18 protein-coding genes are annotated in these 20985 nt (G+C 49.7%); 11 read left to right on the top strand and 7 right to left on the bottom strand.

Going from position 1 to position 20985, the window contains the following annotated elements:
- Positions 1-94: 94 nt before the first annotated feature.
- Complete coding sequence (locus tag P3X63_RS02675) at positions 95-832, bottom strand: NADPH-dependent oxidoreductase (protein WP_026585917.1); 738 nt, start codon at positions 830-832, stop codon at positions 95-97.
- Positions 833-853: 21 nt separating this feature from the next.
- Positions 854-1138, bottom strand: coding sequence for a putative quinol monooxygenase (locus P3X63_RS02680; RefSeq protein ID WP_077735715.1), 285 nt, complete (start codon positions 1136-1138; stop codon positions 854-856).
- Between the two features lie 136 nt (positions 1139-1274).
- Between P3X63_RS02680 and P3X63_RS02685 the strand changes: the two genes are divergently transcribed.
- Positions 1275-1571 carry an ArsR/SmtB family transcription factor gene (locus P3X63_RS02685; RefSeq protein WP_026585919.1) on the top strand — a complete coding sequence of 99 codons (297 nt, stop codon included), beginning with the start codon at positions 1275-1277 and terminating at the stop codon, positions 1569-1571.
- Positions 1572-1640: 69 nt separating this feature from the next.
- Here P3X63_RS02685 and gabR read toward each other — a convergent pair whose 3' ends face one another.
- The gene (gene gabR / locus P3X63_RS02690; protein WP_277692437.1) at positions 1641-3059 is read right to left on the bottom strand and encodes a MocR-like transcriptional regulator GabR; all 1419 of its coding nucleotides are present in this window, start codon (positions 3057-3059) and stop codon (positions 1641-1643) included.
- Between the two features lie 101 nt (positions 3060-3160).
- On the opposite strand from gabR, the gene gabT reads away from it, so the two are divergent.
- From gabT to P3X63_RS02710, 4 genes are all read left to right on the top strand, one after another.
- Complete coding sequence (gabT, locus tag P3X63_RS02695) at positions 3161-4474, top strand: 4-aminobutyrate--2-oxoglutarate transaminase (RefSeq protein ID WP_026585921.1); 1314 nt, start codon at positions 3161-3163, stop codon at positions 4472-4474.
- 27 nt (positions 4475-4501) lie between these two features.
- On the top strand, positions 4502-5893 hold the full coding sequence (locus P3X63_RS02700) for an APC family permease (RefSeq protein ID WP_026585922.1): 1392 nt from the start codon (positions 4502-4504) through the stop codon (positions 5891-5893).
- A complete protein-coding gene (gene gabD, locus P3X63_RS02705) occupies positions 5868-7262 on the top strand; it encodes a succinate-semialdehyde dehydrogenase (RefSeq protein WP_026585923.1) in 1395 nt (464 codons plus the stop codon). The genes P3X63_RS02700 and gabD overlap by 26 nt, the downstream gene beginning before the upstream one ends.
- A gap of 158 nt (positions 7263-7420) precedes the next feature.
- Complete coding sequence (locus P3X63_RS02710) at positions 7421-7657, top strand: SDR family NAD(P)-dependent oxidoreductase (RefSeq protein WP_268884459.1); 237 nt, start codon at positions 7421-7423, stop codon at positions 7655-7657.
- A gap of 12 nt (positions 7658-7669) precedes the next feature.
- On the opposite strand, the gene P3X63_RS02715 is transcribed toward P3X63_RS02710, so the two are convergent.
- Positions 7670-8554 carry a DMT family transporter gene (locus P3X63_RS02715; protein ID WP_026585924.1) on the bottom strand — a complete coding sequence of 295 codons (885 nt, stop codon included), beginning with the start codon at positions 8552-8554 and terminating at the stop codon, positions 7670-7672.
- Between the two features lie 172 nt (positions 8555-8726).
- On the opposite strand from P3X63_RS02715, the gene P3X63_RS02720 reads away from it, so the two are divergent.
- Positions 8727-8867, top strand: coding sequence for a hypothetical protein (locus P3X63_RS02720; protein WP_163170573.1), 141 nt, complete (start codon positions 8727-8729; stop codon positions 8865-8867).
- Positions 8868-8950: 83 nt separating this feature from the next.
- Here the strand turns inward: P3X63_RS02720 and P3X63_RS02725 are convergent, their stop codons facing one another.
- Genes P3X63_RS02725 through P3X63_RS02735 form a run of 3 tightly spaced genes read right to left on the bottom strand, consistent with a single transcriptional unit; the run spans position 8951 to position 11824 of the window.
- On the bottom strand, positions 8951-9580 hold the full coding sequence (locus P3X63_RS02725) for a YcnI family copper-binding membrane protein (RefSeq protein WP_026585925.1): 630 nt from the start codon (positions 9578-9580) through the stop codon (positions 8951-8953).
- Between the two features lie 4 nt (positions 9581-9584).
- Positions 9585-11228, bottom strand: a complete 1644-nt coding sequence (locus tag P3X63_RS02730) for a copper resistance protein CopC (protein ID WP_026585926.1) — start codon at positions 11226-11228, stop codon at positions 9585-9587.
- 20 nt (positions 11229-11248) lie between these two features.
- Positions 11249-11824: a DeoR family transcriptional regulator gene (locus P3X63_RS02735; RefSeq protein WP_077735709.1), complete on the bottom strand. Its 576-nt coding sequence runs from the start codon at positions 11822-11824 to the stop codon at positions 11249-11251.
- Positions 11825-12081: 257 nt separating this feature from the next.
- Between P3X63_RS02735 and nirB (P3X63_RS02740) the strand changes: the two genes are divergently transcribed.
- The 5 genes from nirB (P3X63_RS02740) (at position 12082) to cobA (ending at position 20977) form a co-directional block, all read left to right on the top strand.
- Complete coding sequence (gene nirB / locus P3X63_RS02740) at positions 12082-14397, top strand: nitrite reductase large subunit NirB (protein ID WP_026585928.1); 2316 nt, start codon at positions 12082-12084, stop codon at positions 14395-14397.
- 1 nt (position 14398) lies between these two features.
- Positions 14399-16558 (top strand): assimilatory nitrate reductase catalytic subunit NasC, encoded by a 2160-nt coding sequence (nasC, locus tag P3X63_RS02745; RefSeq protein ID WP_277692438.1) that lies wholly within the window; start codon positions 14399-14401, stop codon positions 16556-16558.
- Positions 16559-16672: 114 nt separating this feature from the next.
- On the top strand, positions 16673-19093 hold the full coding sequence (gene nirB, locus P3X63_RS02750) for a nitrite reductase large subunit NirB (protein WP_277692439.1): 2421 nt from the start codon (positions 16673-16675) through the stop codon (positions 19091-19093).
- Positions 19094-19116: 23 nt separating this feature from the next.
- Positions 19117-19437 carry a nitrite reductase small subunit NirD gene (nirD, locus tag P3X63_RS02755; RefSeq protein ID WP_026585931.1) on the top strand — a complete coding sequence of 107 codons (321 nt, stop codon included), beginning with the start codon at positions 19117-19119 and terminating at the stop codon, positions 19435-19437.
- 73 nt (positions 19438-19510) lie between these two features.
- Positions 19511-20977, top strand: coding sequence for a uroporphyrinogen-III C-methyltransferase (gene cobA, locus P3X63_RS02760; RefSeq protein ID WP_277692440.1), 1467 nt, complete (start codon positions 19511-19513; stop codon positions 20975-20977).
- Positions 20978-20985: the final 8 nt, after the last annotated feature.

Consider the following 20985-nt stretch of genomic DNA (forward strand, 5'->3'; position numbering starts at 1 on the left):
TGCCGCAGTTTGCCACATTGCGCAGACTGATGATGGAGCTTTTGATTGCGGAATGTTGAAAAGGGGCTATCGAACGCGATAGCCCATGTTTTTTCTATTTCAGTTTAAATCCTTGCTTTTCAAGCATTTCCCGAATGTGCGGATAATACACGCTGTTGTAGTAAGCTGAAATGCCTTGCGACCAGTTTCGTGATTCCTGTCCGTTTGTGCGTTGTTTCATGTATTCGGACATCTCTTCGTCGTATGTGTCAATCAGCGGTTTCAAATCGCGTCGGTATGTTTCGCTGTGCCTTACCGCTTGTTCAGGCAGGCGCGGTTTTTTCGCTGAACGGTCTGCCGGGTGGCCTACGACAAGGCCTGCAACCGGAAACACGTACTCGGGAATCTCGAGCAGTCCGATCAGTTCTTCGGCCCGGCCGCGGACAGCGCCGATCGGCACGGTGCCGAGTCCCATAGATTCGGCGGCAGCCGTGGCAGTGCCGATGGCGATGCCGCAATCGACCGCCCCGACGAGCACCGATTCCATTCCGTCTGTTATGGCAAGGTTCTGTCCGTTTTTCTCAAGCGCGATTTTCGCCCTGTTGAAGTCTGCGCAGAAGAGGAGGAAAACGGGAGCCTGATCGATCCAGGCCTGTCCGCCGGCCAGTTCGGCAATCTTCTGTTTTCTCTCTTGGTCCTGGACGGTGATCACGGTGACCTGCTGGCCGTTGATCGATGTCGGAGCGGCCTGGACGGCTTGGATGATGCTGTCCAGCTGTTCAGGGCTGACAGGCTCATCTGTATAGCTGCGGATCGATCTGTGGTCTGTCAGTGTTTTTAATACTTCATTCATGTTCATCTATCCCTTCTTCATTTACGTTGTTTGCGTGCGCACCACATTGAGCGGTTCAGCTAAAAGGTCGCCTGCTTGTTTAACAAACGTTTGAAAATGCTCTGTTTGATTATGGGCGTCAAGCGCTTCCTGGTCTTTCCATTGTTCGAGCATAACAAATGTATTGGCCTCTTCGGTGTTCTCGAAGAGCTCGTATTGGGCATTTCCGCTTTCAGCTCTTGAATGTTTAAGCAATGGCTGAATGCTTTCTAAAAATGAGTCTCGTTTTTCCGGTTTTACTTTCATGTAAGCTTGTAATACGATCATCGGATATGACCTCCGTTATTCAATTTGAATTTATTGTTCGAAAATCATCGAACAGTTGAATCGTATCATGAGGAGCTTTCTTCGGCAAACAATTTGCCTAATTGTCTTGAAGTAAGGATTATGATACATTTAACCCATGAAAACACATCACATGAAGTTAATCTCCGTTCTTCAGGCGCTGAGTGATCCGATCAGGCTGGAAATTGTCCAAGCTTTGGCTGAAACGGCGGAAAAAACGTGCGGTTCATGCAGCAATTTCAAAGTGGCCAAATCGACGCTTTCCCACCATTTCAAAGTGCTTCGGGAAGCCGGTCTTCTCAAAGTGCGGATTGAAGGAAAGCACCATTATTATTCCCTTTGCAAGGATGAACTGGATAAGCAGTTTCCGGGATTGATCGATGCGATCCTTCAAGTCGGCAAAGAACGGTGGTAAACCTTAATTAAAACATATCGAAGCTCATTTTCGGGAATACCGGCAGATAGCGCTGCCGGTGTATTTGTTTTATCCGCAGACCGCCTCATAGAGCTTTGCCACCCCGTCATCAATCTGCTCCATGCCGATTTTCGCAAATCCAAGAACAAGAGAGACGACACCGGGTTGCTTCTCTTTTTTTCCATTTAATATAAAGCGATTCATCCCGTATATTTCCACCCGTCTTTCTCCGGCCCGCCGTAAAACCTCCTCTTCACTGTGGTTTGTTTCAAAGTCGGCCACAAAATGCAGCCCTGCGCTTGCTCCTTTGATCTTCAGCCGGTGCGCGAAGGTGTTCTCAAGGCTTTCGATCAGCCTTGTCCGTTTTTCTTCATATATTTGGTTCATTTTCTTGATGTGTTTTTGGTATTCTCCCGATTCAATGAATTCCTGAAGGGCGAATTGCGTCAGGACGCTGCTTGTTTGAATGGAGAAATGATGCCGTTTTCTATATCGCTTCAACAGTTTTTGCGGCAGCACCATATAGCTGATTCTCAGGCCGGGGAGAAGCGACTTGGAAAATGTTCCGATGTAAATCACTTTTTCAGAGCGGTCAAGGCTTTGCAAAGCCGGAATGGTGTCGCTGCCATATTTAAATTCGCTGTCATAATCGTCTTCAACAATATAGCGGTCTTCACCGTCGGACACCCAGTTCAACAGCTGAATCCTTCTTGATACCGGCATGATGATGCCTGTTGGAAACTGGTGTGAAGGCGTCACAAACAGAACATCGGGGTTCAGCGCTTGAATATCGCTGATCCGCACGCCTTTATGATCAAGCTCGATCGTTGCGACCCGCTTGTTCTCATTTTTCAGCAATTGGTAGATGCGGCTGTATCCGGGCTCCTCCATTGCATAAAGGGCAGATTCCGGAAGCAGGTCCTGGAGGGTGTGGATGAGCGGCTGAGTGCCGGCGCTGATCACGATCTGCTCGGGATGGCATTTGACACCTCTTGTCAGCGCGATGAAGCGGGCGATGGTCTGACGCACTCCGTATACGCCCTGCGGATGCGTCATTTCTCCGAGTTCACTCGTATGGGAAGCGACAGCTTTTTGTTCGCAGCGAAGCCATGTTTTAAAAGGAAAATGAGTTGTATCCACGTTCATATGCGAAAAAGAAATCCAGCCGCCTCCTTTTTCCGCTTCTTCAGCCAATTCTGCATCAAGCCGGAGCGGTTCTGAGTGCCGGCTGGCGTGAAATGTTTCGATCTGCTCCACGAAAAAACCCTTTCTTTCCTTTGAATAGAGGTACCCTTCGGCAAGAAGCTGCTGGTAAGCCGCATTGACGGAATTGATGCTGACGTTCAGCGCTTTGGCAAGCTCGCGTTTTGCCGGCAGTTTGTTGTCCGGCAAAAGATTTCGGTTGAATATTTCTTCTTTGATTTTCTGATAAATTTGGTGATAAATATAATCCGCGTCCCCAGAGCGGTCAATCGGTATTGTAATCATAGCCCCTCCTTCTGGTACCATGAAAAATTAAAAGTTGGTACTTTTCATCATACCAAAAAATATTCAGAATAGTAAGAAATAATGAAGGGGAGAGATCATTTATGAGTCTTAACACAACAGAGTTGACAACGAAAGACTGGCAGGCCAAACGGGATCAATTTGTGGCAAGAGGGGTTGCCAATGGCAACCGCCAGCTGGCAGCAAAAGGAGAAGGTGCGGTTTTATATGATATAGACGGCCGGCGTTTTATCGATTTCGCAGGAGCGATCGGTACGGTAAACGTCGGGCATTCCCATCCGAAAGTTGTTGAAGCGGTCAAGCGGCAAGCCGGACAGCTAATCCATCCGGGCTTCAATGTGATGATGTATCCTGCATATCTGGAACTGGCGGAAAAGCTGTGCCGGCTTGCACCAGGCACACACGATAAAAAAGCCATTTTCTTAAATTCGGGGGCTGAAGCCGTTGAGAACGCCGTAAAAATCGCCAGAAAATATACCAATCGTCAAGCGGTCGTATCCTTTACCCGCGGATTCCACGGCCGCACCAACATGACGATGAGCATGACGAGCAAGGTCAAGCCGTACAAGTTCGGATTCGGGCCATTTGCACCTGAGGTCTATCAGGCGCCGTTCCCTTACTATTACAGGAAGCCGGAAGGCATGACGGATGAAAGCTATGATGACATGGTGATTCAGGCTTTTGACGATTTCTTTGTTTCCTCTGTCGCTCCCGAGACGGTCGCATGTGTCGTCATGGAGCCGGTGCAGGGGGAAGGCGGCTTTATCATTCCTTCCAAACGGTTTGTCCAGCATGTCGCCCGTTTCTGCAAACAGCACGGAATCGTCTTTGTGGCTGACGAGATTCAAACAGGCTTTGCCCGCACAGGTAAATACTTTGCGATTGAACACTTCGATGTTGTACCTGACCTTGTGACGGTATCGAAGTCCCTTGCCGCAGGCGTTCCGCTCAGCGGTGTCATCGGACAGGCGGAAATGCTCGATGCCGCATCCCCCGGCGAGCTTGGCGGGACGTATGCCGGCAGTCCGCTCGGCTGTGTCGCCGCGCTTGCCGTGCTCGACATTATTGAAGAGGAAGAGCTGAATAAGCGTTCTGAAGAAATCGGAAAAGCGATCGAAGAGAAAGCGCTTGAATGGAAGACGAAATACCCGATGATCGGTGAAGTCCGCAGGCTCGGGGCGATGGCGGCGATCGAAATCGTCACAGATCAAAGCTCGCGTCAGCCGGACAAAGCGTCAGCCGCCAATATCGCCAAGTATGCCAATGAACACGGGCTGCTTTTATTAACGGCGGGGATCAACGGCAATATCATCCGTTTTCTGTCGCCGCTTGTGATCACGGACGAATTGCTGCAAGAAGGGCTTGGCATCATCGAAGAAGCGCTGGAACAACTCTAGATTGACCAACAAAGGGGGCGGATGTTCATGGGAAAACAGAAAATGAAAAAATCAATGTCGCAGACGGATGTGCTATTTTTGGCGATCGGGGCCATGCTGGGCTGGGGCTGGGTTGTCCTTTCCGGCGACTGGATTTCGACGGCCGGCTTTTTGGGCAGCACGATCGCGTTTGTCATCGGCGGGATTCTTGTGATATTGATCGGTTTAACGTATGCGGAACTGTCTTCCGCGATCCCGGAAACGGGAGGCGGACTGGTTTTCGTCTATCGGGCATTTGGGCGGAAGACGGCATTTATCGCCGCTTGGGGTGTGCTGTTCGGCTATGTTTCAGTCATTACCTTTGAAGCCGTCGCACTGCCGACTGTTATTGATTATGTGATGCCTGTTGAACACCAAGGGTTTTTATGGTCGCTCAGCGGCTGGGATGTTTATTTGACTTGGGTTTTGATCGGCTCAGGAGGCGCCGTCGTTTTGACCGCCCTCAATTACTTCGGAGTGAAGCCGGCTGCGATTTTTCAATCGGTCTTTACGATTGCCATCATTGCAACCGGATTTCTGCTTCTGGGCGGCGCCTTGTTCAACGGTGATTTTGAAAATGTCAAGCCGCTCTTTAAAGACGGATTTTCCGGAATGATGTCCGTGCTCGTCATGATCCCGTTTTTGTTCGTCGGATTTGACGTCATTCCTCAGGTGGCGGCCGAAATCAAAGCACCGAAAAAAATCATCGGCAACATTTTAATCATCTCGATTGTCAGCGCGGTTGTGTTCTACCTTTTGATCGTCTTCGGGGTGACGATGGGTTTATCTGAAAGCGAGCTTGCGGAGACTTCTTTGGCAACGGCAGACGCCATGGTTAACCTGCTTGGCAGTCAGCTGTTCGGCACTGTCCTTGTACTTGGAGGTGTGGCCGGCATCATTACAAGCTGGAACGCGTTTATCATCGGGGCGAGCCGCATCCTGTTTGCCATGGCTGAAAAAGGGATGGTTCCGAAATGGTTCAGCTATATTCATCCCAAGTATCAAACGCCGACACATGCGATTTTATTTCTTGGCGCGTTGGCATTCTTCGCGCCTCTCCTGGGACGCCCCGCTCTCGTGTGGATTGTTGATGCCGGAGGAACCGGCATTATCGTCGGGTATTTGATCGTGTCAATTGCGTTTATGAAGCTGAGAAAAACAGAGCCCCACTTACACCGACCGTACAAAATCAATAAGTGGAAAACAACGGGTTTATCTGCTATCCTCTTAAGTGTTATCTTCCTTGCCTTTTATTTGCCGGGCATGCCGGCTGCGCTCGTGTGGCCGTATGAATGGCTGATATTGGCGGGATGGACATTGATCGGCATTATTTTATACAACAGCAATTCAAAGCATAAAGGGGAGGAGATTCAAGATGACCAGCATGCTAGAAGTGTTTAACCCGGCAACCGGAGAAAAAATCAAATCGGTTCCCCAGCAATCCGCAAAGGAAGTCGAAGAAGCGGTTGAGCGTTCACATGAGGCGTTTCAAACATGGTCGAAAACGTCGGCTGTTGAAAGAGCGGGCTTGCTGAAAAAGTGGTTTGATCTCATTGTTGAGCAAAAAGAAGAGCTGGCCAAGCTGATTACGCTTGAGAATGGAAAACCTTATCAGGAAGCACAGGGTGAAGTGATGTACGCCGCAGGTTATATTGAGTGGTACGCAGAAGAAGCAAAGCGCGTCTACGGGAGAACGGTTCCCGCATCTGTCACCAATAAGCGGATTGTCGTCACCCGTCAGGCGGTCGGTCCTGTTGCGGCCATTACCCCGTGGAACTTTCCGGCGGCGATGATCACGCGTAAAGCCGCGCCTGCGCTGGCAGCGGGCTGCACCTTTATCATCAAGCCTGCACCGGATACGCCGCTGACAGCGCTTGAGCTTGTGCGTCTGGGGCATGAAGCCGGCATTCCGAAAGACGCCCTTCAATGTGTGATCGGCGACGGGGAAGAAATCGGCTCTATTTTCACAAGTCATCCGTTGATCCGCAAAATCACATTTACCGGGTCAACGCCTGTCGGCAAACATTTGATTAAAAACAGCGCTGATACAGTGAAGCATGTCTCAATGGAGCTTGGCGGGCATGCGCCGCTGATCGTTGCTGAGGATGCCAACATTGACCTTGCCGTTCAACAGGCGATGCTGTCAAAATACAGAAACGCCGGACAAACCTGTGTCTGCGCCAATCGTCTGATCGTTCATGAATCGATCAAGGACGAATTTGCGGAAAAACTCCGCGCGGAAGTCGCCAAGCTGAAAGTGGGGAACGGTCTTGACGAAGGCGTTTCAGTCGGACCGATCATCAATAAAAAAGGCTTCCAAAAAATCGTCGATCAAATCAATGACGCGGTCGAAAAAGGTGCAAAGGTTTTAATCGGCGCGGAATATGACAGCGATGATGAGAAATCGTGTTATTTTGTACATCCGACAGTGCTGACTGATGTCGATGCTTCGATGACGATCATGCATGAAGAAACATTCGGTCCTGTTGCACCGATTACGTCTTTCAAAACATTGGATGAAGCGATCAAGCTTGCCAATGATACGCCATACGGGTTAGCGGCTTATTTCTTTACGGAAAACTATCGCAGCGGCATCTATTTGTCGGAAAACCTTGATTACGGCATTCTCGGCTGGAATGACGGCGGCCCGTCTGCAGTACAGGCACCGTTCGGCGGCATGAAGGAAAGCGGCATCGGCCGTGAAGGCGGAATTGAGGGAATCGAACCTTATCTTGAAACGAAATATTTGTCCATCGGTTTGGGTGATTAAAAGACGACAACCTCACCGATATGTGTCAAAAGAAAGCCCTGTGTACAATCAAGTATACAGGGCTTTCATTTTGGAAACCAAATGCAGCTCGACGGCTACAGATCATCATGTGAAGTGCAGTTTTTTGATGTATAAAGACAGTTGAAGAGAAAGTCGTTATTTTAACCGGAGCATCCAGCAGAATCAGAGAAGCTGTTGCCAAAGAACTTGCAAGCAATGGTGCCAAGGTTGTGCTTACGGCGAGGCGTGAAGGCCGTCTGCGGAATCTTAAGCTGGCACTTGAAAAACAGGGCGGCACAGTTGAATATAAAGTAACAGACGTCACTTCTCAAGATGATATGGAGGAGCTTGCGCGTTTTACGATCGATACCTTCGGACGAATTGATGTGCTGTGAAAACGCACACCGCTATACGTTTTCATAGACTCCGAAACTCCGTTTCTTTTTAGGTGTATACGATACATAAAAAATCCCCAGCAACAAAAGCGCGATCCCCGCCCATGACACGGGAGAAAGGGACTCTCTGACAAGCGCGGTCCCCAACAGCGAAGCGGTGAGCGGTTCGGCCAGGGACAGGGTGACGGCCGTTGAAGCGGGCACTTTTTTCAGGCCTGTTGTAAACAAGAGATATGCTGCAGCAGTCGCGATCACTCCGATATAAAGGCTGGCCCCCGCACCCCGGGCGGAAAAGATCCAGCTCAGATCATACAGAAACAATAACGGAGAGAGCATCACAGCGCTTAAGGAGAAGACAACCCCGGTTACGGCCTCGGGCATCTGCCTTTGCAGGAGCTGTTTGCTCGTCAAGGTATACACGGCAAAAGAGAGCCCCGCCCCAAGCGCCAGCAAAATGCCGAAGAAGCTGCCTTTTGAGGAAGCGGATGGGATAAATAACAAGGATACACCGCAGATCGCCGCCATCGTCGCAATCCACCATCTTTTGCCGGGAATCTTGCGGTGGGTCAGCCACTCAAGGCAACCTGCGAGAACCGGTGCGCTGCCGATGGCGACCACCGTTCCGACGGCAATCCCGGATAAGCTGACGGCCGAAAAAAAGAAAGGCTGATAGAATGCCATACTCAAGGCTGCGATGACCAACGGCCGTACAGGCCAGCCTGCGCGTGTCAACCGCCCGCGTCCGGCCGCGAAAAGCAGCAAGGTTAAGCCGCCGACCGCCATTCTGACGGCACCGAAAACAAGAGGCGCCGCTTCCTTTGGCGCAAACGCCTGGGTTGTTCCTGTCGTTCCCCATAAAACCGCAGCCAGCAAGACAAATAGAATCGATAGTTTCATGCTCCGATCTCTCCCTCAGGTCAAAATACCGATCAATTTCACTTTTTCTATTGTATGACAAGTTTGCCGTTTTTTAAATCATATGATGATGTGCAATGCGATTACTCCGCTCCTGAAAAAGGAACTGGTCAACACCCTTGGCGAAATCATATCATAGGTGATCAATCCATTCATGGAGGAAGCGGATGAAGCCATTCAAGGCATACCGAAAAGCTGTACACAGGAGTTGCCGATCGGCCGGAATTTACTTGAAACGGAAGAAAAAACGGGTATGTCCTATTATATTTTGGCAGAATCACTAAACCCCTGGTGAACCAATCATAACGACGTGATAACGGGGGTTTTCTTTTCCGCAAAAAAAGCTGCCCGAGATCCTCTCAGGCAGCATAAGTCTTTTTACGATTTCTTTCTGCGCACTGTCACGAACAGTGCCGTTCCCCCGAGTAAAACAGCAAGGATTGACAAAATGAGAGAAGCGGTTTGAATCCCTGAATTTCCCTGAGCTTCTTGCGGTGTCTCTTTTGTTGTCGCTCCATGCTCATCAACGGTTTCGTGTCCGAGCTTGGAAGCATCGACGATGTTTGTGATCGAGTGCGGGGTATCGGCGTCTTCATCACCGGTCCATTCGACAATGCTTCCGTCTTTATAATACTGGTAGGCGTCCCATGCGGCCTGCTGCTGTTTGTCGGGGTTTTTCGCCGTGAAGGTAAACTGCTGGAACTCTCCCGGCTGAATGCCTCCGTCTTCAGCTTCCCATGTCACTCTTGTGACCTTTCCGTCTTTTTCTTCGGTGCTCGTTTTCCAGCCGGGAACAGGTTCATACTGCTGAAACTCAACGCCATCAGGCATGCTGAGAACGACTTTAGTCGTTGCGATATCTTTTTCAACCGGCACTTTGATCGTATATGTTTCCCATGATCCTGCCGCGGATTCGGCGGGCTTGACGGTGACGTGTGCGCTCACCGGTACGGCAAAAAGCAGAAGTGCTGCGCATACGGCGCTTAAAAACAAGTTTTGTTTAAACATGCTATCAAGACTCCTTTTTATTGACTTTTGCATTAAAAACCGTTCTGATTTCCTCAAATGATGCTGTTAAGCCATGCACCCGGACTTTCCAGATGCCTTCTTCATTCAGGTTTAAATTTTTCGCTCGGAATACGCCCTTTTCCTTTTTGGAAAGGGTGAAGGTGCTTTCCTTGCTGTCGCCGAAAAGACTTGTTTTGGAGACCGTTAAGTCGATTTTCTGAATATCTTTGATCACTTCTCCCCTTCGGTCTTTGACAACGACTTCAAATGTATTGGCTCCGGGCATGTTCGGACTGATTCTTAGTGACAGAGTTTGACCGTCAGTCAGCTGCTTTGTTTCATTAAATGGCTGCGGAAGCGGCGCCGGCGGGCTTGGTATGTTGGTGAAAACCGCTGTTGTCAAAAGGATGAGAAGACCGGCTGCCCATTCGGCTTTGATCGTGTGCCTTGAGTGTTTCGGTTTTTTTCTGAAGCGGACATAATGAAACGCCCCAAAGCCGATCATCAACAGGACGAGCCCTGATTTGAGCAGAAGCGTTTTCCCGTAAAGGGTCTCCAACAGGTTGTTCAATGTATGGACAATGAAAAAGCTGTTTAGCAATCCCGAAAACATCAGGAGCCCCGCTGAAACGAGCGCCCACGGCGAAAAGCGCCGGATCGTCGCCCATATGGGGTCTTTATCAGGCTTGAGCCAGTCTTTCCCGAAGAACAGCACAATGGAGGCAAGTCCCCCGGTCCAAACGGATGCTGCTGTCAAATGGATGAAATCCATCGCTGTCGTCATATAGCTGTAACTCGTTGCAGCGGCATGGCCGGAAAACGATTTGACAAATAAAAGCCCTATGAACAGGATCAACCCTAAAATGCTGTTCAATCGTCCGTTTTTCAGCGAGAAAACGGCAAGCAGAGCGACGAGGACGATGTTGACGATCCACAGCATCCCGCTTGTTGTATGAAAAAGCGTTTCCTTTAACAGTCCAGGCTGAAAAGCCTCCGTCCATGAAACTCCCGCATTTGCCTTTGTCTCAAGCGGCAGCTGAATGATGATAGCTGCGCTGATGAACAGGAGCGCGATGTTCCTGACCCGGTTCACGCGGCGGCGCCTGTTGGCCGGCCATCCGTTTTCAGGGCGGTGCCAGACGAGCCTGAAAAGAACAGCGCCCATGAAAAGGGAAAAACCTGTGTAAAGAAGAACTCGATTCATAACGGTATCGGCCGATGGCAGGCTTTTTGCGGCGCTTGTTTGCTCATTTGCCAAACCGCCTTGAACGTTGCCGACACTGAAGGGGATCGTGCCTGAGACGGGATGGCCGTCAGCCGATACAGCACGCCATTCAGCTGAATAAATATCATTCTTGATATTTTGCTTCAGCCTGACGGTCATGATTTTTCGGTTGTCCGGATCGATTTGCGTTTCCCCTGAATCGACGCGCTCACCCGAAGAATTTCTGACCGTTATCGAGTGAAATCCTTCCTGAATCACTTCATTGAATTCGATTTTGACCTCTTTCGGCGCTTTTTCCAGCTCCTGATTCGCCGCCGGCGCCGAATCGACGATATAAGCATGGGCAAAGGCGGCTTTTGGCACCATGAAGAAGCAGAGAACAGCCATGACTGTCCAAAGTGAAGCTCTTTTTTTCATATTCATCCAATCTTTCATTAAAAATTTCATGTTTTCAGGCGGCAGCAATCTTCCTTCATGTTTTTCTGAATCTCCTGTGCCGCATCATCAAACGACAAAAGCCTGCCTCCAAACCCTTTCTTAAATTTCTCCGCGTCGGATCTTGAGGCGAACGCGATTGCCTGCGGCTCACAGCAATGCAAATGAAGATCGGCATCAAGCAGAAAAACGGCCATTTTGGCGCTGATTGTCGTGTCCAATAAAAAATCGCGGCAGATGATCTGTGCTGCATCATCCTTTACCTTTTCATAGCGGAGCATGGCACAGTGGGCGCAGCAAAATTGTTCAACTCCGCCGTCGGCTTTCACGATTTGGACGGACAGCCTCTGATTCGCCGCCGGTTTTCCGCAGACGAGACAGAGCTGGCCCTGCGGCTGCTTCGGCCGGTTTAAAGCGATCCCGCCGGCCGTTTTGATGACCTGGCCGTTTTCAATAAGCGGTTTGATATCGCGGTACACCGTCATTTCAGAGACGTTCAGCCTTTTTGAAATGTCGGAAATCCGCATGGTTTCCTCTTCTTTGATCCACACCAAAATTTGCTGCCTCCGTTTGATTGGTAGCATTCTCCCCCTCCATTCTTGATTCGTATATGTATAAGCCTATTAAATTGAAGGAAAAGAAACAAGCGGGATGATGATAAAAAATGTGATGAAATGTTGAACTTTAACAAAAGTTAAAATGGTATTTTTTTAGTTCGCATGACCTGATTGGGAAATAGTAAAACCGCACTGTTTCGAAATTCCTTTGTCAGGAAATATCACAGGTTTGAACGCTTTAGCGAAGCAATGTGGAATAATAATCACAGAGGGGAGGGGAGAACATGGGGAAACAGAGGCTGGTTTTAATAGGGAACGGCATGGCCGGGGTTCGTGCGATTGAAGAGATTTTAAAGCTTGAAAGCGGGTTTGAGATCGTCATTATCGGAAGCGAACCCCATTTGAATTACAACCGGATTTTGCTGTCTTCCGTTCTTCAGGGCGAGGCTCGAATGGAAGATATTTTCCTGAACACCCACAGCTGGTATGAAGAGAACGGGATAACTCTTTATACCGGAGAAACGGCTGTCATGATCAATACCGAAAACCGGACGGTGGCAACTGATCAGAACCGTCAAATCGCCTATGACAAGCTGATTGTCGCAACAGGTTCTTCCCCGTTTATCCTCCCGGTTCCGGGTGCGGACAAAGAAGGGGTGTACGGATTTCGGACGATTGAAGACTGCCGGGCGTTTATAGATGCATCAAGGCGGTACCAAAAAGCCGCCGTCATCGGCGGCGGCATTTTAGGACTTGAGGCGGCTTCAGGGCTTGCGAATTTAGGCATGGATGTTGAAGTGATTCATCATTCTTCCTATATCATGCAACATCAGCTTGATCGCCCAGCGTCAACTATGCTCCAGAATGATCTAGAACGCCAAGGCATTCATTTTCTTTTAGAAAAAGATACGGAAGAGATTCTGGGAGCAGAACGCGCCGAGGGGGTGCGGTTCAAAGACGGGACGGAGACCCGCGCCGATCTGATCGTCATGGCGGCCGGCGTCAGGCCGAATGTCGCGCTGGCGAAGACGAGCGGCATTTCAGTAAACAAAGCCATCATTGTCAACGACTATATGCAGACAAATGTTCCAAACATTTATGCCGTCGGGGAGTGCGCGGAGCATAATGGAACGGTTTACGGTCTGATTAATCCCTTATATGAGCAGGGAAGAGTGCTGGCAAAGCATATTTGCGGTTTGGCATGCGGCGGCTATCAAGGGTCCGTTCAATCCACAGCCTTGAAAATCTCAAACATCGCCGCATTTTCAGCAGGCAAAATCAAAGAAGATGAAACGACAACCGCTATCAAACTGATAGACGAGTCAGCCGGCATTTATAAAAAGGCGGTGTTTCAAGCCGACAAAATGGCCGGTGTGATCTTATACGGGGATACCAGCGGCAAAGAGAAGCTGCTGGAAAGCATCGTCAAACAAAGGGATATTTCAGTTATAAAAAAAGCGTTGTTTGAAGCGGGGGATGAAAAAAGCTCAGTCGCTTCCATGCCGCCTGGGGAAACGATTTGCCAATGCAACGCGGTTACAAAAGGAACGATCATCGAGGCCGTCCGCGTCCGCGGTTTAAAAACGGCCGACGATGTGAAGCGCTGTACAAAGGCTTCCGGCTCCTGCGGAGGCTGCAAACCGTTAATAGAAGAATTGCTGGCTGTGGCTGCAGACCAGCAATTTGAGGAGCAGACGCTGAAACAAGCGATGTGCTCCTGCACATCATTAACGGAAGATGAAGTCGTGAACGAAATACAGATGAAGCATCTTTCTTCCGTTCAGGACGTCATCACGGCTCTGGGGTGGAAAAAGAGCAGCGGGTGCTCTGTTTGCGTGCCGGCGATTGACTATTATTTAAGGATGATCAGGCCGGAGGTCAATGAGGGTCTCCTGGCGGAGGCACAGGAGCAGGAAGATGGCACATGCTCGCTCGTTCCGCAAATGTACGGCGGTCTGACAAGTGCAGATGAGCTGAAACGGCTGGCCGGCGTGATGGAAAAATATCAGATTCCCAAGGTGTTTATCACACATGATCAAAGATTGAGGCTCTCAGGGATCAGACAGGAGGATCTCCAAAGCATAAAAGAAGAGCTCCACTTGCCGGTTGTCCCGCAGGAGAAACAGACAATCGCCGCTGTGAAAGCATGCACTTGCGGGCATATGGAGATGGTTCATAAAGCGGCTGCCGATTTGGAGAAAACGGCCGGGTCGCTGCTGATTCCGGCAAAGGTCTCGATCGGAATATCGGCATGCCGGGATGATTGTATTCGTGCAGCGGTACAGGATATCGGCATTCTGAAGGCGAACATGGGCTGGGAAATATACGCCGGCGGTCAAAGAGGACCGAACGCTGCTGCCGGGGAGTTGATTTTTGTGACCGATCAGCTGGAGGAAGCGGGTGACTTCATTAAAGGTTTTCTGCAGTATTACCGGGAAACAGCGAATTATCTTGAAGACATCGGGCGATGGATCGAACGCGCCGGCATCATTCATATTCGGGAAGTTCTATTTGACAACGGACTCAGAAGGCAGCTGATCGAACGGCTTGAAGGGGAGAAACGGCTGCTGAAGCAAGAAATGATAAAAGGGCTGATCTGAAGTGACAGAATTATTATTGAAATACTTTCGCGAAAAGCAGAAGGAAGTGCAAGCGGAAAAAACGTATGACACGCAATGCCCGTTTTGCAGCATGCAATGCAAAATACAGCTCATCGAACAAACGATTGTGACCAGGAAAAAGTACAGTGCGGTTGGGAAAGACAATCCGACGACAAAGGGGCGCTTATGCATGAAAGGAATGAACGCCCATCAGCATGCATTCCATCCGGAGCGCATCACACATCCGCTGCTCAAACAAAACGGCGAGTTCGTGCGTGTATCGTGGGAAGAAGCGCTTCAATACATCAGGGAGCAAGTGACAAACATTCAACGTGAAAACGGCTGTGATGCCGTAGGTGTCTACGGAAGCGCGTCACTGACAAACGAAGAAGCATATCTGCTCGGTAAATTCGCCCGCGTCGCCTTGAAAACGAAGCATATAGACTATAATGGCAGGCTGTGCATGTCAGCCGCGGCCACGGCAGCCAATCAAACCTTCGGGATGGACCGGGGGCTGACAAATGCGCTTTCCGAAATTCCCCACGCGAGAGTCATCATCCTTGCCGGGACGAATATTGCCGAATGCCAGCCGACGATCATGCCTTACTTTGAAGAAGCGAAGGAAAACGGAGCCTACATCATCGTCATTGACCCGCGCGAAACGGCGACGGCGGGCATCGCCGATCTGCATTTGAACATCAAGCCCGGGACAGATGCCGCACTTGCAAACGGCATGCTGAAGATCGTTATAGAAGAAGGGCTGACAGATGAGACATTCATCAGGCAGAGGGCGGAAGGCTTTGAGGATGTGAAGCGCTATGTGACCTCATTGTCATTGGCGGATATATCAGAAAAGACCGGTGTGCCGGTCGATCAGATCAGAAAAGCTGCCGTGAAATTCGCCCGCGAGGAAACGGGGATGCTGTTTACCGCAAGAGGAGTTGAACAGCAGACAGATGGAACAGCGGCTGTCAGGAATTTACTGAATATTCTAATATCAGTTGGGAAGATCGGCAAATTCGGCTGCGGCTACGGAGCGATCACCGGTCAAGGAAACGGACAGGGAGCGAGGGAACACGGCCAGAAAGCGGATCAGCTTCCCGGATACCGTTCCATTGAAAACGAAAGACACCGCGCCTATATAGCAGATGTCTGGGGAATCGCGGAAGATGAGCTGCCGCGAAAAGGAGTCTCCGCTTACGAAATGATGAAAAAAATTCATGAGGGTGGGATCACCGGCATGTTTTTCATGTGTTCAAACCCTGTCGTATCCAGCCCGAACGCCAATTTCGTCAAAGCCGCTTTAAAACAGCTCAAGTTTTTTGCAGCCGTTGACCTGTTTATGTCAGAGACGGCAAGGCTGGCCGATGTCATTTTGCCCGCTTCGTCCTACCTTGAAGACGAAGGGACGATGACAAACGTAGAAGGCAGGGTCACATTAAGGGAGGCGTCAAAGCCTTGCCCGGGGGAAGCGAGGCATGACTGGCAAATCATTTGCGACATTGCTGAGATTTTAGGAAAAGGCCGCTTTTTCTCCTATGAATCTGCCGAGGAGATTTTTAATGAACTGCGGAGAGCAAGCCGTGGCGGAATCGCCGATTATTCGGGCATCACCTATGACAGGCTCAGACGGGAAGGCGGCATTTTATGGCCTTGTCCCGAACAGGGGCACCCGGGGACAGAGCGCCTGTTTGCAACGGAATTCGCCCATCCGGACAAAAAAGCAAAAATGTGTGTCGTCCCTAATGAACCGGCGGTCAAAAAAGATGAGCCGACTGAAGAATACCCGCTCTGTTTAACGACGGGAAGGGTGATGTCCCATTATTTAACAGGTGTGCAGACAAGAAAAAGCGCTGCGCTCAGGGCGAGGCACTTTGAATCATTTATGGAAATCCATCCGAAAACAGCGGCCAAGTATAAGATTGAAGACCGCGTTTTGGTAAAGGTTGAATCAAAAAGAGGGAGCATGGTCGTCAGAAGCAAATGGTCAGAGTCGATCAGGCCGGACACCGTTTTTGTACCGATGCATTGGGCCGATTCGCAAAATGTGAACAGTCTGGTGGCGGAAGATTTGGACCCGTCTTGCAAAATGCCGGGTTTTAAGGTCACTTCTGTCCGCATTCGCCCTGCTGATGACAAAATTGTGAATAAACTGTCATAAAAAGTCATAAAAAGTTAACAAAATTAAATATAATTTGTGATAGTTTTAAAGATGTAGATGAAATACATTTTTTGGACGATCGCGTGAATTGTTTAAAAAAAGGGGAGGATCATAGTGGAAAAAAAGCAGCTGGTTCTTGTGGGGAACGGTATGGCCGGGGTCAGGGCCATCGAAGAGATTCTCAACATTTCAAACGACCAATTCCAGATTACGATTTTCGGAAAAGAACCGCATCCAAACTATAACCGGATTCTTCTTTCCAAGGTGCTGCAGGGAGATACGGACGTAAAAGACATTACACTGAATGATTGGGCTTGGTATGAAGAAAACGGTATTCAGCTATATACGGGTGAAGAGGTTGTCAAAGTCGATCCTGAAGCCAAAACGGTAACGACTGACTCCGGCAGGGTTCAGCCGTATGATGAATTGATTTTGGCGACCGGCTCTCTCCCTTTCATCCTGCCATTGCCCGGGGTGGATAAAGAAGGTGTGACAGCTTTTCGTGATATCAAGGATACCGATGTCATGCTTGAGGCTTCGAAAACGTACAAAAAAGCGGCTGTTATCGGCGGCGGACTGCTCGGTCTGGAAGCCGCGCGCGGGCTGCTCAACCTCGGCATGGACGTCACCGTCATCCACCTTGCGCCATATCTGATGGAACGTCAGCTTGATGCGACAGCGGGACGCCTTTTGCAAAAAGAATTGGAAAAACAGGGCATGACGTTTTTGCTTGAAAAGCAGACGGAAGAAATCTGCGGAGACGAACGTGTAGAAGGATTGAAATTCAAAGACGGATCAACGCTTGAGGCAGATTTAGTCGTCATGGCGGTCGGGATCAAGCCGAACGTTCAGCTTGGAAAAGACTGCGGCGTCCCTGTCAACAGAGGGCTGATCGTCAATGATTATATGGAGACTGAAATCCCTCACATATACGCCGTCGGGGAATGCGCCGAACATAGAGGAATTGCCTATGGACTTGTCGCTCCTCTTTACGAGCAGGCCAAAGTAATGGCCAAAAAAATCTGCGGCATTGAGACGAAACCGTATGAAGGTTCTGTTTTGTCAACACAGTTAAAGGTTTCCGGAGTCGAAGTGTTCTCTGCCGGCGACTTCAATGAGGATGATGACGAAGGCAAAAAAGCGCTCAAGGTGTTTGACGAACAGGATGGCATCTATAAAAAAATCGTGCTCCGCGGAAATCAAATCATCGGGGCCGTATTGTTCGGCGACAGCAGTGAAGGAAACAGGCTGTTTTCGATGATTCAAAAAGGAGCAGACATTTCAGAAACTTCCAAAGTTTCAATCTTGCAGCCTTTGAATCAGGAGGAAGGCATGAGCATCACGGCGGCCATGAGCGATGATGAGATCGTCTGCGGCTGTAACGGTGTTTCAAAAGGAATGATCGTGCAGGCCATTAAAGAGCAGGGTTGTTCTTCAGTGGATGAAATCAAGTCATGCACGGGCGCATCCCGTTCATGCGGAGGCTGTAAACCGCTTGTGGCCGAGATTCTTCAGCATACGCTCGGTTCAGACTTTGACGCAGCCGCCCAAAAAGAAGCGATTTGCGGATGTACCGACCTGTCCAGAGATGAAGTGGTGGCAGAAATCAAAGAGAAAGGTTTGACACATACGAAAGAAGTTATGAATGTGCTCGGCTGGAAAACGGCGGAAGGCTGTTCCAAATGCCGCCCTGCGCTCAACTACTATCTTGGCATGATCAATCCGAAAGAATACGAAGATGAGAGAGAATCCCGATTCGTCAATGAACGGATGCATGCCAACATCCAAAAAGACGGCACATATTCCGTCGTCCCGCGGATGTATGGCGGTGTCACCAATTCGAACGATTTGCGGCGCATCGCCGATGTCGTCGATAAATATGACATTCCTCTTGTGAAAATGACGGGCGGACAGCGGATCGACCTGATCGGTGTCAAAAAAGAAGACCTTCCGAAAGTATGGGCTGATCTTGATATGCCTTCTGGATTTGCTTACGGCAAAACGCTCAGAACGGTAAAAACATGTGTAGGTGAACAGTTCTGCCGTTTCGGAACGCAGGATTCAATGGCTCTCGGGATCGACCTTGAGAAAAAATTCGAAGGCCTTTACACCCCTCACAAAATTAAAATGGCGGTTTCAGCATGTCCGAGAAACTGCGCCGAATCCGGCATCAAAGATCTCGGTGTCGTCGGCATTGACGGCGGCTGGGAAATCTATGTCGGCGGAAACGGAGGTACACATCTTCGCGCCGGCGATCTGCTGATGAAAGTCAAAACGTCTGAGGAAGTCATTGAAATCACAGGCGCTTATCTCCAATACTACAGAGAAACGGCCAACTATTTAGAACGGACGTCCGCATGGCTCGAACGGGTCGGCCTGTCCCATGTCCAGTCCGTCTTGAATGATAAAGAGAAACGCAAAGAATTGAATGACCGGATGAATGAAGCGCTGTCTATCCACAAAGATCCGTGGAAGAACTTTTTGGAAGATGAAAAGACAACGAAGCAGCTTTTTGAAAATGTCGTCACTTCTTAAATAATCCTTAAGGAGGAATTCGCATGGTGAACAAAGGCTTAACAAAGGTATATGTGGCAAAGGTCGGCGATTTGCCGAATCAGCTCGGAAAGACAGTGGTTGTTGAAGGAAAGGAAATCGCGGTTTTCAGGCTTTCAAACGGCGGCGTCCGCGCGGTTGAAAACCGCTGCCCCCACAAAGGAGGGGTGCTTGCCGAAGGAATGGTAAGCGGCGAATTCGTATTCTGTCCAATGCACGACTGGAAGATCAGCCTTGAAGACGGAAAAGTTCAAGAGCCGGATACAGGCTGCATCCAGACATATGAGACAGTGATTGAAGGGGAAGACCTGTTTATCGTATATTAAGTTGATGGCTGGTTTGTGCTTACACGGCCAGCGGACGCATTCACAGAATCGGCAGATGGAAGGATGACAGTTGATGGGGAATGGGAAAGTATTTTTTGTGGGAGCCGGTCCGGGAGATTCCGGGCTGATCACATTGAAAGGGAAGGCGCTGATTGAGTCGGCCGACGTTATTTTGTATGACAGACTGGTTAACCCCCGGCTGCTTGAGCATGCAAAAGCAACGTGTGAATTCATCTATTGCGGAAAGCTTCCAAACCGGCACTATATGAAGCAGAGTGAAATCAACGCACTCCTGATCGAAAAAAGCTTACAAGGTCTCAATATCGTCCGGCTGAAAGGCGGGGATCCCAGCGTGTTCGGCAGAGTCGGCGAAGAAGCGGCCGCCATTACTGAACACGGCATCCCGTACGAAATGGTGCCTGGGATTACCTCTGGAATCGCGGCGCCTCTGTATGCCGGATTGCCTGTGACCCACCGCGATTTTGCTTCATCCTTTGCTGTCGTGACCGCTCATGACAAGTCAGGCAAACCAGATATGGACTGGGAAGGCCTTGTCAGAGGCGTTCAAACCCTCGTCTTTTATATGGGTATCAAAAACCTCGGCTATATATGCGAGCAGCTGATCAAAAACGGCAAGTCCCCTTTCGTTCCCGTGATGGTGGTCCAATGGGGCACATGGGGCCGTCAGCGAAGCGTCAAAGGAACATTGGGCGACATCCGGGAAAAAATCGCGGCGCATCATATTCAAAATCCTGCGATCATCGTCATCGGCGATATCATCTCATTCCGGCAGCACAGCTGGTTTGAGGAAAAGCCTTGTATCGGGATGAATATTTTGGCCGTACAAAGCGGAGAAGAAGAACACTTGCCGACCGGCCTTCTGCGGGAACGGGGCGCTGAAGTCATGGAATGGCCCAGGTGGAAACCGCTTGAAACGGCCGCTGATGATGCCGTCTTAAACGGGATCGACCGCTTTGACAGCATCCTGTTTACATCACAGAAATCGGTGCGTCTGTTTTTTAGCCGGCTGAACGCCCTGAAAATCGATATCAGACGGATTCGCGCCCGGCTTTACGCATCAGAGCCGCTTGTCCAAGCCGCACTCCAAGAACGGGGGCTTATGGCTGACCAGCAGAAAGATTTGCCCGATTCAGGCAGATGTTTATTGATCGGCAGCCCTCAGGCGGTTGAAGCAAAACCGCATCCTGAATGCGAGACGTTTATCACACATGAGCAGATGATCGATAACCGCTTCACCTCGATGATGAAAAGGGAAATCAATGAATTTTCCATCGACATCATCCTGTTTGCGAATCGGAAATGTGTCGAGCTTTTCATGAGCGAGGCAAAAGAGATCGGGATATCGCCTGACGATGCCATTGATCATATCCATGCTGTCTGCCTCAGTCATGAAGCGGAAAGAGCTGCTATCGAGGCTCGATTTAAGCTCGTTCATGTGCCCGGAGAGGATGTCCCCCTGGAAGACTATTTACATGAGCTGAATACTGCCAGACCGCAAGTATCTATCGCAAATCGGTAAAAAAGCAG

Origin of the sequence: Bacillus sp. HSf4, from assembly GCF_029537375.1 — a bacterium.
GTDB classification, from domain to species: domain Bacteria; phylum Bacillota; class Bacilli; order Bacillales; family Bacillaceae; genus Bacillus; species Bacillus sonorensis_A.